Genomic DNA, 15,327 nt, shown 5'->3' on the forward strand with positions numbered 1-15,327 from the left:
CGAAAAATTCGCTCCTTTTTCTAGGCCTTGATATGCGTCAGCCACTCACCCGGCAATTAGAAGAATCCTAATTTTTTCGGGCTGTAGCTGACCAGCATGTTTTTAGTTTGCTGGTAGTGATCCAACATCATTTTGTGCGTTTCACGGCCGATGCCAGACTCTTTGTAGCCACCAAATGCCGCATGCGCTGGATACGCATGGTAACAGTTGGTCCATACACGGCCAGCCTTAATACCACGACCCATGCGGTAAGCACGGCTGCCATCACGCGTCCATACCCCTGAACCCAGGCCAAAGATGGTGTCGTTAGCAATGCTCAAGGCTTCTGCTTCGTCTTTAAATGTCGTCACTGCCAATACCGGCCCAAAAATTTCTTCCTGGAAGATACGCATTTTATTGTGGCCTTTGAACAGTGTTGGCTTGACATAGTAGCCTTCTGCCAAATCGCCTCCCAACACATTACGCTCACCGCCACACAGTAGTTGCGCGCCTTCCTGGCGACCAATGTCCATGTAAGACAAGATCTTGTTCACTTGATCCTGGGAGGCTTGTGCGCCGATCATGGTGTTTGGATCCAGCGGGTTACCTTGCTTGATGGCCGCTACGCGTGGCAATACACGTTCCATAAACTTGTCGTAAATGGATTCTTGAATCAATGCACGGGAAGGGCAAGTACAGACTTCGCCCTGGTTAAAGGCAAACAACACCAGGCCTTCAACGGCTTTATCCAGGAAGTCATCGTCAGCTGCCATGATGTCTTCAAAGAATACGTTAGGCGATTTACCGCCCAATTCCAGGGTTGCCGGGATAAGGTTGCTCGCCGCGGCTTGTGCAATGTAGCGGCCAGTGGCCGTAGAGCCAGTAAAGGCGATTTTGGCGATACGCTTGCTGGTAGACAATGGTGCGCCCACTTCGCGGCCAAAACCGTTGACGACGTTGATCACCCCAGGTGGCAGCAAATCTGCAATGACTTCCATCAAGATCAGCAAGCTGATAGGCGTGAACTCTGCCGGTTTCATGACCACCACGTTACCCGCTGCAACGGCTGGTGCCAGTTTCCAGGCGGCCATCAAGATAGGGAAGTTCCAAGGAATAATTTGACCGACAACGCCCAGTGGCTCGTGGAAGTGGTAAGCCACGGTATTTTCATCCAGCTCACTGATGCTGCCTTCTTGTGCGCGCAAAGCACCGGCAAAGTAGCGGAAGTGGTCTGCGGCCAATGGAATGTCGGCATTCAGTGTTTCGCGGATAGGTTTGCCGTTATCTACAGTTTCTGCAGTCGCAATCAGCTCAAGGTTCTGCTCAATGCGGTCGGCAATTTTCAACAATAAGTTAGAACGTTCAACCACTGAGGTTTTGCCCCATTTGTCCGCCGCTGCGTGTGCAGCATCCAGCGCCAGTTCCACATCTTCAGCACTGGAGCGTGCAGCTTGGGTATATGGCTTGCCGGTAATTGGTGAAATCGCATCAAAATACTCACCTTTAACCGGTGCTACCCATTTGCCACCGATAAAGTTGTCATACTTGGCTTTGTATGGGACTTTTACACCCATCGCTTTTAAAAGGTCCAAACTCATAGTTACTCCTGTACTTTTTGTATTAGTGTCGTAGCAGAACTGCTCTCCAAACCGCTTACATCAAATCGCAACTAGATATCGCGATAAACATCCGTTAACACCTTATTTTACAAGGCTTAGGCGTCTGTTTGTGTGCTAAACATTAAACCTTCATAGTGACAAAAGCAAGCCTTTTCAGATAACTTTTTTATGATTTATAAGATAGAAGAGTGCGGTTATCACACACTGTTTCATGGCCAGTTTGTGTGGGTATTCACATGAAAATAATCGATTAAATTGTTTGGCGGCGACGAGTTTTATGGGCTATAATCGCGCCTTCTTTCGGAGAGATGGATGAGCGGTTTAAGTCACCACCCTGGAAAGGTGGCATAGGGGCAACTCTATCGAGGGTTCGAATCCCTCTCTCTCCGCCAAATATAAAAAGCACCCCTCGGGGTGCTTTTTTGTTTTCAGAGGTATTATCTCGCAGTGCTATTTCTTTTTATCGCTTTTAAGCGTTTCCGTGGGGAGTGTCTTTTTGCCGCTAATGCTGACATCTTTTTTCAGGTTAGCTAATGTTGCCTGGCCAATGCCTGGGACCTGATCCAATTCATCTACAGATTTAAAACCGCCGCTCTTTTTGCGATATTCAATGATGGCTTGTGCTTTTGCGGGGCCGATGCCATTCAGGCTTTCTAATTCGGCCTGGCTGGCGGTATTGATATCGACAACGGCATAAGCGGCTGGTAACAGAATGAAATACATTAAATAAGCCAGTATGGTTTGCTTCATATATCCTCCGTAGGGTCAAAAATAAAAAACAGGCTCAATGGCCTGTTTTTTATTGTACTGACTCGCTATAGATACAAATGCACGCGCGGCTCAATATTGTTAATTTGTATTAAATATTTTTAATTATCGTGTTTAGCGCAACAAGCGGGTCAGGCGCTTGTGTAATGGGGCGACCAATCACCAGGTAGTGTGCGCCTAGTGTTAATGCGTGTTCTGGTGTGACGATTCTGGTTTGATCATCCTGGCTTGCGTCGCGTGGGCGAATGCCAGGCGTCACGAGGCAGAAAGCAGCACCTAAAGCCTCTTTAAGCATCTGCGCCTCTTGTGCCGAGCAGACCACGCCATTCAAACCCGCTTGTTGTGTCATGGTGGCCAGTGCTAGCACATGTTCATTTAAAGAACGTTGTATGCCCAGGCTATGCAAGGTGGCTTCATCCATGCTGGTTAATACAGTGACGGCAATTAACAGGGGAGCATTGCCGCCAAAGGCTTTGTCTATGCCTTCACGTGCCGCTTGCATCATGGGTAAGCCGCCACTGGCATGGACATTTAACATCCAGACGCCAAGGTTGGCCGCTGCCTGACAGGCTTTGGCGACAGTATTGGGAATATCGTGGAATTTTAAATCCAGAAAAACATCGTATTCGCGTTTGACCAGTGACTCCACAAACGCCGGACCGGCGGCCGTAAATAACTCTTTGCCGACTTTGAGTTTGCAGAGTGTTGGGTCCAGGCGGTCGACGAGGGCGGTGGCAGACGCAGCATCTGCGTAGTCCAGGGCGACAATAATTTTGCTATCAGTCATAGGTGGTGAATGTGTTCCGGTTAATGAAAGCTACTTGCGTTTGAGCAGTTTGATATCTCTGATGGTCGCCTCAGTCGGCTCTGGTGGCAGTGATTCCCAGGCGTTACAGGCCGGGCATTGCCAGTGATATTGCTTGGCGCGGAAACCGCACTGGTCGCAATAGTATGCGGCGCGGTCACCAATAGCATTGCGCACGGTCTGTTGCATCAGTTGCAAGTCGTGCTGTTCGTCCTCCAGCATGGCACGCGCTTGCAATAGCTGGTCCAGTGATTTCAGGCTGGGTTTGCGAATCAACTCATTACGCGCCAGTTTGGCGGCTTTGTCAGCGCCTTCTGCTTGCAGGGTCGCTTCATAGAGTACGGACATCATGCTGCTGATTTGATAGGTTTCCAGGTATTGATGTAATTGGTTCAGGCCTTCGCTGAGACCTTTGCTTATCTTGTTGGATTCAGCGTCACTTTCGCCATAAAGCAGTGAGTAGCTTTTGAGCATTTTTTGCGCCACAAGGCCCAAGTGTTCCGGTGCCTGCATTTCAATGCGCTTCCAGAGCGCGATGGCGTCTGTATGGTGGCCTTGCTGCGCGGCGATGTCACCTAGCAACACATTGGCGCGTACACAGTTTTTATTAGCGTCCAGCGCTTGTTCCAGCTGTGTTTTGGCATGTGCCCAATCCTGGCGAATCATGGCATTGGCAGCCAGTTCACAGTAATATTGTGCGACCTCTTTGCGGTAAGAAATGCCAGAAGAGCGTTCCAACTCTATAGCAATGGCAATGGCTTGTGACCACTCGCGCTCTTTGACATAGATTTCAAGCAAATGGCGCAAGGCGGCTTGTTCATAGCGAGTATGACGCAAGGTTTTGAAAATCTCTTCAGCGCGGTCATACAAACCGGCTTTAAAGTAATCCTGTGCGAGCTCGACCTTGATTGAGGTCGATTGCTGCTCGGTCAGCTCATAATTTTCGAGCAAATTCATATGCAGGTGAATAGCGCGGTCGGTTTCACCGGTGCGGCGGAACAGGCTACCAAGCACAAAGTGCAGTTCGAGGGAGTCTTTGTTGAGATAGAGCGCTTCACTAAACGCATCTACCGCTTTGTGATACTGGTCTGCAATCAACAGATTGAGGCCTTTAAAATAGGTGGCTGGCAGTGAGGTGGACTCAGCAATCAATTGCTTGATATCGACACGGGCGGCAATCCAGCCCAGCGTAAAAAACAGCGGCAGAATCAATAGCCACCAATATTCAAATTCAACCAGCATAGGAAGTCTCTTTTCAGGTCAGGCTTTATTTTACCCAAGCAGTGGTCGATGCGCTATGAATAGCGTTGATCACAGGTAAAAAAAACGGTATCCGAAGATACCGTTTTTTGCTTACTACTTAATCAAAAAATTAAGATTCGATAGCGTCTACGCGGTCACGCAGCTCTTTACCCGCTTTAAAGTGCGGCACGTACTTGGCCGGAACTTGTACTTTTGTACCAGTTTTCGGGTTACGTCCCAGACGAGGCGGGCGGTAGTTGAGGCTAAAGCTGCCAAAACCGCGTATTTCGATACGCTCACCCGTCGCCAGGTTTTCCGTCATCGCATCGAGGATGGTTTTGACGGATAACTCGGCATCTTTAAGCACTAATTGCGGAAAGCGCTGGGCAAGCAAGTCTATCAGTTCAGATCTTGTCATGATCTAAAACCTTCTTACTTTTTGCTGTCCAGCTTGGCTTTCAACAAAGCACCCAAGTTGGTTGTGCCAGCAGAAGCTTCGTCGATCATTACATCGTCAGCTTTTGCTTTCTTGGCTTTTGGTTTGCCAGATTTGTCGTCACCAATCGGAGCGCTGTTGCCGCTAGGATCTTCGGTCAATTGTTTCACGCCCAGAGAGATACGCTCTTTCTCAACGTCAATGCCCAGGATAACTGCTTGCAGCTCGTCACCCTTTTTGAAGTTGCGGATCGCTTCTTCACCGGACTGTGTCCAGGACAGGTCAGACAAGTGAACCAAGCCATCGATGCCGCCTGGCAGACCGATAAATACGCCAAAGTCAGTAATAGACTTGATTTGGCCAGATACTTTGTCGCCTTTAGCGTGCGTTGCAGCGAAATCATCCCATGGGTTTGGTTTGCACTGTTTCATACCCAGTGACAAACGACGACGGTCTTCGTCGATTTCCAGGATCATGACTTCAACTTCGTCGCCCAATTGAGCGATTTTGCCCGGGTGGATGTTCTTGTTAGTCCAGTCCATCTCAGACACGTGTACCAAACCTTCGATGCCTGGTTCCACTTCAACAAACGCGCCGTAGTCGGTCAGGTTAGATACTTTACCGAACAGGCGTGTGCCTACTGGGTAACGGCGGCTCAATGCCACCCATGGATCGTCGCCCAATTGTTTGATGCCCAGAGAAACACGGTTTTTCTCTTGGTCGAATTTCAGGATCTTGGCTTCAACTTCTTCACCAACGGTCAGCACTTCAGATGGGTGCTTCACACGGCGCCATGCCAGGTCAGTGATGTGCAACAGGCCATCGATACCACCCAGATCCACGAACGCGCCGTAGTCGGTGATGTTTTTAACGATACCTTTGATCACTGCGCCTTCAGTCAGGCTGCCCAACAGTGCTTCACGGTCGGCACCCAGGGTGTCTTCCATCACTGCGCGGCGGGAAACCACGATGTTGTTACGCTTACGGTCCAGTTTGATGACTTTGAAGTCCCACTCTTTGTTTTCGTAAGGAGTAGTATCTTTTACTGGACGAATGTCTACCAGTGAACCTGGCAAGAATGCCATGATGCCGCTGACAGAAACACGCAGACCGCCTTTAACACGGCTGCTGACAAAACCTTTGACCACGCGGCCTTCGTTCATGGCTTCTTCCAGATCCAGCCATGCTTGCATTTTCTTCGCTTTTTCGCGAGACAGTTGTGTAGAACCAAAACCATCTTCCAGCTTTTCGATCGCTACTTTAACGAAGTCGCCAACGGCAACTTCCAGCTCGCCTTGAGCATTTTTAAATTCGCTAGCGTTGATCACGCTCTCGGATTTCAGGCCAGCGTTAACGATAACGAAATCATTGTCTACAGAAACTACTTCGGCGGTGATCACTTCACCTGCGCGCATTTCCTGGCGAGCCAGGCTTTCTTCGAAGAGGGCTGCAAAAGATTCCATGGAAGAGGATGTATTAGAAATAGAAGCCATTAAAAAATTGTCCAATTTTTACTCGCATGAACGACAGACATCCTTCAGCGAGCCACTGTCACGCAGGTGCGCAAACAATGGAAAAGGTTAAAAAATATTGCCCAAGCATGACTTGAGCAATCCGAATCCAAAACTATACACAAAAAAATTATTGAGTTCAATGACTTATGCGGTTTTTTATGCTGTTTGGCTGGCTTTTTTAAAGGCTTCGATAATGATGTTCACGGCTTGTTCGATATTCTTGTCTGTTGTATCAAGCAAAATGGCATCTGGCAATTGTTTCAACGGGGCGGCAGCGCGCTGGCTATCGCGTAAGTCGCGCTGTTGCAAATCTTCCAGAATAAGTGCGTAGTCGGCAGTTTCACCGCGTTGCAGTAATTGCTCATAACGGCGTTTGGCGCGCGTTTCGACGGCCGCGGTCAGGAAAATTTTCAACCCGGCATCCGGGAAAATCACCGAGCCAATGTCGCGGCCATCGCCTACCAGCCCCGGCGCTTGCCTGAAGTTACGCTGTGTTTGCAGCAGGGCGGTGCGTACGTCTGGATGCACGGCCACTTCAGACGCGCCTTTGCCCATTTGCTCGGTGCGGATATGGGCGCTGACTTGTTCGCCATTCAAATAGGCTTCACCGTTCTCGAACCTGATATCCAACTTGCCAGCAATCGCCGCCAGCTTACTGGCATCAGACCAGGCGACGTTGTGTTGATAGGCCGCATAAGCCAGCAGCCGGTAAATGGCCCCGGAATCCAGGTAGTGGAAGCCAAAATGCTTGGCCACGCGCTCGGCGACGCTGCCTTTACCAGAAGCGGAGGGGCCATCAATAGCGATGACTGGAGGAAGAGAGATATTCGTCATAAATTTTACTTATCAAATGCTTTTAAACAATGAATTGGATTTTGATTTTACGCTTTTGTAACATGTAACCATTGTATTCAAGGAGCCTACCATGATTAAAACCGCCTCATTCGCCATGCTGCATTTCAGCGTTGCCTTTACCGTTGCCTATCTGCTGACTGGCAGCATGCTAGTGGGAGGGCTCATGGCACTGGTGGAGCCAGCTTGTAATACCGTCGTGTTTTATTTTCACGAGCGTGCCTGGCAGCGTCACCAGCATGGCCATGATGTTACACCGGCAGAGCCGGATGAGCATGAGTGGGCGTATGCGGCTTGAGCAGCTTAACGCGCAATACTGGCAAATACTTTAAAGTATTCTGGAAACGTCTTGCCCACGCACTTTGGATCATTAATGGTAATCGGCACACCAGCCAGACTGATCAGTGAAAAACACATAGCCATGCGGTGATCATCGTAGGTATCGATCACTGCATTCGGCGTCAGTTGTGCCGGTGGCGTGACTTGAATGTAATCAGCGCCTTCCACGACAGTGGCGCCTACTTTGCGTAATTCTGTGGCCATGGCAGCAATACGGTCTGTTTCCTTGACGCGCCAGCTGGCGATATTGCGTAAAGTAGTTGTACCTTGGGCAAACATCGCCATTACACCCAATGTCATGGCAGCATCCGGGATATGGTTACAATCGAGGTCAATCGCTTTTAATGAGGGTGTTTTTTCGGCGCGCACATGGTTTTCGCCGTAGCTGATACGGCCGCCCATCAGGTTAGCGGCTTCTGCAAAGCGGATGTCGCCCTGGATACTCTGCTCGCCAACGCCGTTAACGGTGACATCGCCAGCCAAAATGCCTGCTGCAATAAAGTAAGAGGCGCTTGAAGCATCGCCTTCAACATAAATCTCGCCCGGAGATTGATAACGCGCCGCTGCCGGAATATGAAAACGCTCCCAGCCATCACGTTGCACGGTGACACCAAAACGCTGCATCAGGTTAAGCGTGATTTCAATATAAGGTTTTGAAATCAGCTCGCCGACGACCTCAATGCTGGCCGCTTGACCAGTTAATGGCAGTGCCATCAGTAACGCGGTTAGAAATTGGCTGGATACATCGCCGCGGATTTTGATCGCCTGGCTGACATCCAGCTTGGCAGGGGAAATCTGCAGGGGAGGGTAGCCCTCGTTTGCCAAGTAGGCCACTTGGGCACCGGCTTGCTTTAATGCATCGACCAGATCGCCGATCGGGCGTTCGTGCATGCGCGCAATGCCGTGCAAGTGATAGTCGCCGCCAGAAAAAGCCAGCGCAGCCGTGAGTGGCCTGAACGCCGTGCCAGCATTACCTAAAAATAGATCTGCCTGTTTGTTGGGGAAATTGCCGCCACAACCGGTGACTTGCCAGGCATTTTCGCCAATGTTTTCCAGTTTAACGCCTAAAGCCGTTAAGGCTTCCAGCATCCTGGCCGTGTCGTCTGAGGCCAATAAATCGCGAATGACAGTCACGCCATCAGCAAGTGCTGCCAGCAATAAGGTGCGGTTAGAGATGCTTTTGGAGCCTGGCAGCGTAATCGCGCCTTGTGCCTGGTGTGCAGCGGGTAAATGCAGTTGTTCCATAATGTAGACTAATTATTGAGTTTTAGACTTGGCCCAGTCGTTGCGCGCACGGCTAGCATGATCAAACAGGGCTTGTAGCGCATTGCCGTTACCTTGCTCCAGCAAGCTGGTCATCTCGCTAAGTGCTTGCTGGTAAGCGTTCAGTTCGCGTAATAATGCGTCTTTGTTGGCCAGTGCAATATCGCGCCACATTTCAGGATGACTGCCCGCAATGCGTGTAAAGTCACGGAAACCACTGGCAGCAAATTTAAACAGTAATTCGGCGTTATCGCGTTTGGCCAGATCCTCTACCAAGGCGAACGCCAATAAATGCGGCAAATGGCTGACTGCGGCAAACACACTATCGTGTTCCTGCGCAGTCATGCTCGAAACGATGGCGCCACATTGTTGCCACAGCGTGGTCACTTTGGCGAGCGCGTCAGCATCTGTGTCTGCATTGGGTGTCAGAATGACGTTTTTGCCGATATATAAATCTGCCATTGCGGCTGATGGGCCACTCTTTTCAGCGCCGGCAATGGGGTGGCCGCCGACAAACTGGCCGACTTTATCGCCTAACTCAGCCTTCGCATAAGCCATGACGTCGGATTTTGTACTGCCTGCATCTGTAATGACAGTGGTATCACTTAAATGTGGATAAATGGCACGCAAAATAAGCGGTGTTTGTGCAACTGGCGTTGCAAGCAATACCAGGTCGGCACCTTGTAACGCCTTGCCGATATCGGTTTCTACCGTGTCAATCAAGCCAAGTTGAAGCGCCTCTTGTAAACTCTGGCCAGAACGACCGACGCCGGTGATTTGTGGTGAGTGGGGCTGTTTTTTCAGCGCAAGTGCCACTGAGCCCCCGATCAAACCTACCCCGAAAATCACAATTTTTTTGAACATAAACGAATTGTACCATGTCATATAAATGCGCTCGAAGTTTGGTTCACCAGCTTTTCAAGCGTATAATCCCAAGATTGCATTGGGGCTGACCCGGTTTCGACGTGGGTTGCAAAGCAGTGCAGGGCATACCGAGGATTCAGGTTCCCTCGTAAATCCATCTGAACAAGTATAGTCGCAAACGACGAAACTTACGCTTTAGCCGCTTAATCCCGGCTGAACGCTGCACCGAAGAGCTTCTCGGTCGGGCTGGGTAACCGGCAGCAGCGTCATTTAGAGAAGATCGTGGTGTATTGGGTTACTTAATACATCATTAAATCCAAGGTGACTCGCTTTACAGTTGCTTGCTCGTTGGTGAGTGTACGGTTAAATTAAACAACACAGCTAAGTATGTAGAACTGTCTGTGGAGGGCTTGCGGACGGGGGTTCGATTCCCCCCAGCTCCACCAATTACCAATTCAATGAAATACCAGAACCTCTCATAAACCCGCTTAAACGCGGGTTTCTTCTTTTTTATTCCTATCAGGTCCTATCAGGTGATTCATTGACATACCACAATAAACTGGGGTAACTTATGGGGTAACAACACAAACTCAAACCTGAGATACCCCAAATATGGCACTTTCTGACATTACTCTGAAGGCGAAAACGCACAAAGATGAAAGCGGTAAAGTGCGCACTGCACCTTATAAGCTATACGACGAATTAGGTTTATTCGTTTTAGTTTCAGCGAATGGCGGTAAATGGTGGCGGTTCAAATATCGTTTTGCTGGTAAAGAGAAGTTATTAGCTTTGGGAACATATCCGGAAGTTAGCCTTGCAGATGCCCGGGCAAGGCGTGACGATGCTAGAAAGCTGCTGGCACAAAAGCCACCAGTAGATCCTGGCGAAGTGAAGAAGTCACAAAAGCAGGCTATCCAGGCAAAGCATGAGAATACTTTTGAAGCTGTTTCCCGTGAATGGGCTGAAAGTTACTTCAAAAATAAGTCAGCCTCGCATAAAGAAAAAACTATCAGACGCCTTGAGATTTATGTTTTCCCTTGGCTAGGTAACAAACCGACAGCAGACATTACTGCTCCTGAAGTTCTGCAGGTAATCAAGCGCCCACAGAATCAAAACAAATTAGAAACTGCACATAGAGCATTGCAAGCAGTTGGGCAGGTTATGCGTTACGCCGTGCAGAATGGTAAGGCTGAGCGAGACGTTACTTCTGATCTACGTGGAGCACTACCTACGCCTGAAGTTAAACACATGGCGTCATTTGTTGAGCCACAGCAAGTATCTGAATTATTACGTGCAATTGATGGTTTTCAGGGAACGTTCACCGTTGAGTGCGCCTTACGCCTTGCTCCCTTAGTATTTACCCGCCCAAGCGAGCTGCGCCGTGCAAAATGGGTTGATATCGATCTAGATGCGGGGCAATGGTCCTATCGCGTAACAAAAACGAAGACCGATCACATCGTACCGTTATCAACACAAGCAATTGAAATACTCAAACAGCTATATCCATTAAGCGGTCACGGCGAGTTTGTGTTCATGGGTGGCCATGACCCTAAAAAAGCAATGAGTGAGGCAGCAATTAACGCAGCATTACAGCGCATGGGATACGACACGCAAACACAAATTACCGGTCACGGTTTTAGAGCAATGGCACGAACCCTTTTACATGAACGCCTGGGCATAGATCCTGTAATTATTGAACATCAGCTGGCGCACAAAGTACCAGATGCTTTAGGGAAAGCCTACAACCGCACGAAGTTCTTAGATCAACGTAAAGAAATGATGCAAACATGGGCTGATTATCTTGACGAGTTGAAAACTGGGGCCAAAGTCCTACCATTTAAGCAGGCTTAACAGCGGAGGGGTTTGTTAAATGATTGAGGGGAAAGGCAGGGCGACAATACTGGCAATGATAAAAGCGAAGGTATTAAGCACCAGCCATCGGGTAAATCTTGGTAGCTGGATGTCGTGGTTTTCCAGCAATCGTTCACCCCATTTTAAAGCGAGATAATAAGCAATTAGAGAGATAATAATACCGGCAATTAACATATACATATATATAGTATAAAACCGTCACTCATGCGGATCATGGGAAAAGCGGCTGAACTGGTTATCTTGGCGGACCACCAGAACAGCCTAACCAAACGTAACACTAACTAGGAGTATTACATCATGGCTACTGCCAATTCTAGCACCACGTCTGAAACAAATCAGATATTAGATATTCAATCAGAGAGTTTCACAGATAAAGTCCACATGAAGCTTGCGCATGTGGCTGCCATATTGGATTGCCTTTATGCGTTAGCCTGCCAAGATATTGAAAAAGGCATGGAATTAGGTTTGGGTGCAGGTTCGTTATCTTCATCGCTCGATTTGGCACTGCGCCAAATTGATGAGGCTCAATCTCTGTTGATGGAGGTCAAATAATGAATTTGAATGACTCAACAGTAGTAACCACTTCGGAACCTGGGCTTGATTTATCTGGCTTCACATTAGGACTCCAATATCAACTATACCAAACTGCCGCACTTGCAAACGCAGCTAAGGCTTTAGCTTTCGAAATTGATGAAGATGCAAACAACCCTGTAATCCGTGTATTGCGGATTGTGCAAAGTAATCTGGAAAACATGGCTGCAGCGGTTGATGAATATGATTTCAAGCAATCTCAAACTAATAAGGCGAGGGGCTAACCATGAATGTCATTGATCAGAAAGATAAGATATCGATGAACCTTGCCAAAATGCAAGCATTGTTAATATCCATCACTGGTGAAGGGTTTGATTCGTTTGAAACTATGAACCGGGAGTTGCAACATAACTTTCTAATAACTCTCTCAGACTTTGCCAACGAAACTAGGGAAGCCTGGCGTGAAGTTGAAACCTCGTAATTGCTCTGTTTTCCAGCTTCAATATGATACGAAGTCAGTGCGAGCGCAATGCGTTCGCATGGTAAATGCATTATCAGCCACACGTTATGGTGCACGAATCGTGTTTCGTTCGTTGCTGTGACAAGTGCGTGACAGGTCCGTGACAGCTTTAGCGACGTTGATTTATTTCTAATCGTTTGTGAGAATTGCTTTTATTTTTTAATTAATTAAATGTGATTTAACCGTTTAACCACACCTAGCATCAGCCTAATTAACTGATGCGAAAACTGGGCAACCCTAGTCCGGCTGGTGTGGTTTCCCCAATAGGGCAAACGCAAGGGGCGTGCTGTGAATTATTTTCCATTTAATCGGAAGTTGGTAATCGATTATAAAGTAGACGATAAGCATCTTTCGATCACTGGACTCTTTATAACTGAGGTTTTAAAGACCGCTACTAATCAGGCTGGCGAATTAATCCCGGATGAAATAACCAATCCACAACTGTTAAACCCTGATTATTTAATGCGGGGCAGGTTAGAAGAGTTAAACCAATCCGCATTTAGACACCTAACTGAAAAAAAATGGGGGCCAGATCAAATTCGCAATGGCTTAACGGTTATAAGAACTTATCTATGGGATTATTGGACGGAGTTTACTAACTATTATCTAGAAGAAAATGAGACAGAGGATGATTTTTACACTGGATCGCAAGCTGGAAATAAAGGCCCTAAGTCTTTTAGAACATGGATGAACAATTCGGATCCAATTTTCCCCCTTGAATATGCACCTGATGATTGGATGGATAGCACTGATTGGGCAGATAAAAAGCCTAGTTCTTGGTTGGACATTTATGCACTAGTCAGCTTGTGGTCAGTTGATGAGGCAATTGTATATCTGAACTCTAATGATGTTTTCAAAGCAACTGTATGGCAGGAGAGAGCATCAATATTGAATTTATTTTTTACTTTAAAAAATCCTGTCGGGAAACCTGGCGCTGCTGGAAAAGCCAAGACATATGATCCACTAAAAGAACTCGTAAGAGAGTTAGTCACTGTAAAAAACTATCCAAGTAGAAGGAATGCTGCAATGAGCATTGCACCTGCAATAGTTGCAAAAAGCAAAGAGTTAAATATGTATTTTAGTAAGGACAACGCCCCGCTCACGATTGCTAAATGGCTGAAAGAAATGGGCCTTCCGAAAAAAATATAATGTTTGCAAGCAAGTGTTATACGTTTGCAAAGTAGACGTATAACGTCAACACGCAAACAGTCTATCTCTCAAATTGTTAGTCCCTGATGATTGCACCTGATTCAAACAAGTGCAAGGAACTAACATGCGGATTAAGACAGACCTAGTTTCAAATCCATCTATTCTAGGATTTGATCGTTTATCAGATGATGCTTACATACGTCCTAAAGAGTGCGCCAAATTACTTGGCGTATCGGAGGGTACGTTCTGGCGCCTCGTAAAAGATAAAAAACTACCCACTCACAAGTTCACCTCAAGAACGACTTCGGTTCGCGTTGGCGCTCTACGCGATTTCATGGCCGGGAAAGTGGGTGGCTAAATGAAAGATAAAAAAATACCGCCCCATAAAGAGGCGGCTTTCAAAGATATCTGTGAAAAGTATAAGGGCAATGCAGCCAAACAACAATGCCTGCGATTATTAGCCGCGCTGAATCTTTTTAATTTAAACACTTACGAAGCCAGTAGGGGATTGAGCATTTACCATCCCCCGGCTCGAATGATGCAGCTTCGCAGGCAAGGTAACCATATTGATACCGCCTGGGAAATAATAGAAGACGAAAACGGCAATAAACACCGTGTTGGCTGTTATGTACTGCAGCGTCAAGCACTAGAAGGGGTTTGACATGTATGGCCAAACCCAAGAAAAAACATGGGGTTGCTTGCCTTGGTACGTATCAACCTTTCCCCACAGACTTTCTGAAGTCGAGGGCATGTGCAGAGCTATCACCACTGGCACTAAAGCTGTTGATCGACATGCTGGCTACGCTAGGACCCAACTCACACAGAAATGGGGATATTTCCATAGCTCCAAAGCTAATGGCGATCCGAGGATGGTCAAGCAGAAGCAGCCTAAATGCTGCAATGAACGAGCTTTTGACTTATGGCCTCATCGAAAAAACAAGGCAAGGCAGTCGCCTAGATTGCAGTCTTTTTGCCATAACTCTTTATCCACTCAGTTGCGATATGAAGAAACTGGATGTGTCTTCAGAGACATACAAACAAACAGACTTCATGGGGCCGAATGTGAAACTGGCAGCACCTCCAACACCGGACCGCCCAGCTAAATGGAGACAGCCAAGAAAATTAAATTCAGATGACCCATAAAGGGACGAAATGCGTAGAAGCCACTGCACTTTGTACCTTTGGGGGACGAACTCTAAATTTGAAATTCCTGAAATTGGCTACTTTGTCCCCTCAAGGAACAAACCCCGCTGTTTTGATAATTTCATTGTCCCCCCACGGGTCACCTATCTAGATTAACCATCTGTACCTGTTTTTCTGGAGACCCAAACCTGTTTTTTTTAGTTGTTTTTGTAGTGCGCATTTTAGCCAATGAAAGGTGTGCTGAATGGACAAATTAATCGGAGTAATTCCAAAAAACGATGTGGCTGAGGTAAGAGTCATGACGACAAATTTCCAATCTCGACCAGTGCTTGATATCAGGGTCTGGTTCATCCCTAGTAATGCTGTCGATTTCGTTCGTAGTCGTAAGGGCGTAACTGTTGATTTAAGCAAGGTCCCTGACCTCATCAGCT

18 protein-coding genes, 1 tRNA gene and 1 other RNA gene are annotated in these 15,327 nt (G+C 47.6%); 11 read left to right on the forward strand and 9 right to left on the reverse strand.

What is annotated here, in order from left to right; all coding sequences use genetic code 11:
• Positions 1-56: 56 nt before the first annotated feature.
• A complete protein-coding gene (locus tag MET42_RS0107775; protein WP_019882319.1) occupies positions 57-1,577 on the reverse strand; it encodes an aldehyde dehydrogenase family protein in 1,521 nt (506 codons plus the stop codon).
• Between the two features lie 323 nt (positions 1,578-1,900).
• Here MET42_RS0107775 and MET42_RS0107780 point away from each other — a divergent pair.
• Positions 1,901-1,990: transfer RNA gene (locus MET42_RS0107780), tRNA-Ser, on the forward strand.
• A 58-nt stretch (positions 1,991-2,048) separates the two neighbouring features.
• Here the strand turns inward: MET42_RS0107780 and MET42_RS0107785 are convergent.
• From MET42_RS0107785 to cmk, 6 genes are all read right to left on the reverse strand, one after another.
• Positions 2,049-2,348 carry a ComEA family DNA-binding protein gene (locus MET42_RS0107785; RefSeq protein WP_019882320.1) on the reverse strand — a complete coding sequence of 100 codons (300 nt, stop codon included), beginning with the start codon at positions 2,346-2,348 and terminating at the stop codon, positions 2,049-2,051.
• Between the two features lie 109 nt (positions 2,349-2,457).
• Entirely contained in the window at positions 2,458-3,153 is a 696-nt protein-coding gene (gene pyrF / locus MET42_RS0107790) for an orotidine-5'-phosphate decarboxylase (protein ID WP_019882321.1), read from the reverse strand.
• Between the two features lie 30 nt (positions 3,154-3,183).
• Positions 3,184-4,413: a lipopolysaccharide assembly protein LapB gene (gene lapB, locus MET42_RS0107795; RefSeq protein WP_019882323.1), complete on the reverse strand. Its 1,230-nt coding sequence runs from the start codon at positions 4,411-4,413 to the stop codon at positions 3,184-3,186.
• Positions 4,414-4,543: 130 nt separating this feature from the next.
• Positions 4,544-4,831: an integration host factor subunit beta gene (locus MET42_RS0107800; RefSeq protein WP_018985241.1), complete on the reverse strand. Its 288-nt coding sequence runs from the start codon at positions 4,829-4,831 to the stop codon at positions 4,544-4,546.
• Between the two features lie 14 nt (positions 4,832-4,845).
• Entirely contained in the window at positions 4,846-6,342 is a 1,497-nt protein-coding gene (gene rpsA, locus MET42_RS0107805) for a 30S ribosomal protein S1 (protein WP_024931252.1), read from the reverse strand.
• A gap of 177 nt (positions 6,343-6,519) precedes the next feature.
• Complete coding sequence (cmk, locus tag MET42_RS0107810; protein WP_019882326.1) at positions 6,520-7,197, reverse strand: (d)CMP kinase; 678 nt, start codon at positions 7,195-7,197, stop codon at positions 6,520-6,522.
• A 91-nt stretch (positions 7,198-7,288) separates the two neighbouring features.
• Between cmk and MET42_RS0107815 the strand changes: the two genes are divergently transcribed.
• Positions 7,289-7,513 carry a DUF2061 domain-containing protein gene (locus MET42_RS0107815; protein WP_019882327.1) on the forward strand — a complete coding sequence of 75 codons (225 nt, stop codon included), beginning with the start codon at positions 7,289-7,291 and terminating at the stop codon, positions 7,511-7,513.
• 5 nt (positions 7,514-7,518) lie between these two features.
• Here the strand turns inward: MET42_RS0107815 and aroA are convergent, their stop codons facing one another.
• The gene (aroA, locus tag MET42_RS0107820; RefSeq protein ID WP_019882328.1) at positions 7,519-8,799 is read right to left on the reverse strand and encodes a 3-phosphoshikimate 1-carboxyvinyltransferase; all 1,281 of its coding nucleotides are present in this window, start codon (positions 8,797-8,799) and stop codon (positions 7,519-7,521) included.
• A 12-nt stretch (positions 8,800-8,811) separates the two neighbouring features.
• Positions 8,812-9,681, reverse strand: a complete 870-nt coding sequence (locus MET42_RS0107825; protein WP_232411389.1) for a prephenate dehydrogenase/arogenate dehydrogenase family protein — start codon at positions 9,679-9,681, stop codon at positions 8,812-8,814.
• 81 nt (positions 9,682-9,762) lie between these two features.
• Between MET42_RS0107825 and ssrA the strand changes: the two genes are divergently transcribed.
• From ssrA to MET42_RS0107870, 9 genes are all read left to right on the forward strand, one after another.
• Positions 9,763-10,127, forward strand: a transfer-messenger RNA (tmRNA) gene (gene ssrA / locus MET42_RS14595).
• A gap of 166 nt (positions 10,128-10,293) precedes the next feature.
• Entirely contained in the window at positions 10,294-11,532 is a 1,239-nt protein-coding gene (locus MET42_RS0107830; protein ID WP_019882331.1) for an integrase arm-type DNA-binding domain-containing protein, read from the forward strand.
• A gap of 318 nt (positions 11,533-11,850) precedes the next feature.
• On the forward strand, positions 11,851-12,105 hold the full coding sequence (locus MET42_RS0107840; protein ID WP_019882333.1) for a hypothetical protein: 255 nt from the start codon (positions 11,851-11,853) through the stop codon (positions 12,103-12,105).
• Positions 12,105-12,368, forward strand: a complete 264-nt coding sequence (locus MET42_RS0107845; RefSeq protein WP_019882334.1) for a hypothetical protein — start codon at positions 12,105-12,107, stop codon at positions 12,366-12,368. Before MET42_RS0107840 ends, MET42_RS0107845 begins: the two co-directional genes overlap by 1 nt.
• A gap of 2 nt (positions 12,369-12,370) precedes the next feature.
• Complete coding sequence (locus tag MET42_RS0107850) at positions 12,371-12,565, forward strand: hypothetical protein (protein ID WP_019882335.1); 195 nt, start codon at positions 12,371-12,373, stop codon at positions 12,563-12,565.
• 327 nt (positions 12,566-12,892) lie between these two features.
• On the forward strand, positions 12,893-13,753 hold the full coding sequence (locus MET42_RS0107855; RefSeq protein WP_019882336.1) for a hypothetical protein: 861 nt from the start codon (positions 12,893-12,895) through the stop codon (positions 13,751-13,753).
• Positions 13,754-13,877: 124 nt separating this feature from the next.
• Positions 13,878-14,111: an excisionase family DNA-binding protein gene (locus MET42_RS15050; protein WP_019882337.1), complete on the forward strand. Its 234-nt coding sequence runs from the start codon at positions 13,878-13,880 to the stop codon at positions 14,109-14,111.
• Positions 14,112-14,414 carry a helix-turn-helix domain-containing protein gene (locus MET42_RS0107865; RefSeq protein ID WP_019882339.1) on the forward strand — a complete coding sequence of 101 codons (303 nt, stop codon included), beginning with the start codon at positions 14,112-14,114 and terminating at the stop codon, positions 14,412-14,414.
• A gap of 5 nt (positions 14,415-14,419) precedes the next feature.
• On the forward strand, positions 14,420-14,896 hold the full coding sequence (locus MET42_RS0107870) for a hypothetical protein (RefSeq protein WP_019882340.1): 477 nt from the start codon (positions 14,420-14,422) through the stop codon (positions 14,894-14,896).
• The last annotated feature ends 431 nt before the right edge of the window (positions 14,897-15,327 follow it).

Origin of the sequence: Methylophilus sp. 42 (genome assembly GCF_000384155.1) — a bacterium.
In the GTDB taxonomy this organism is placed as follows: Bacteria; Pseudomonadota; Gammaproteobacteria; order Burkholderiales; family Methylophilaceae; genus Methylophilus.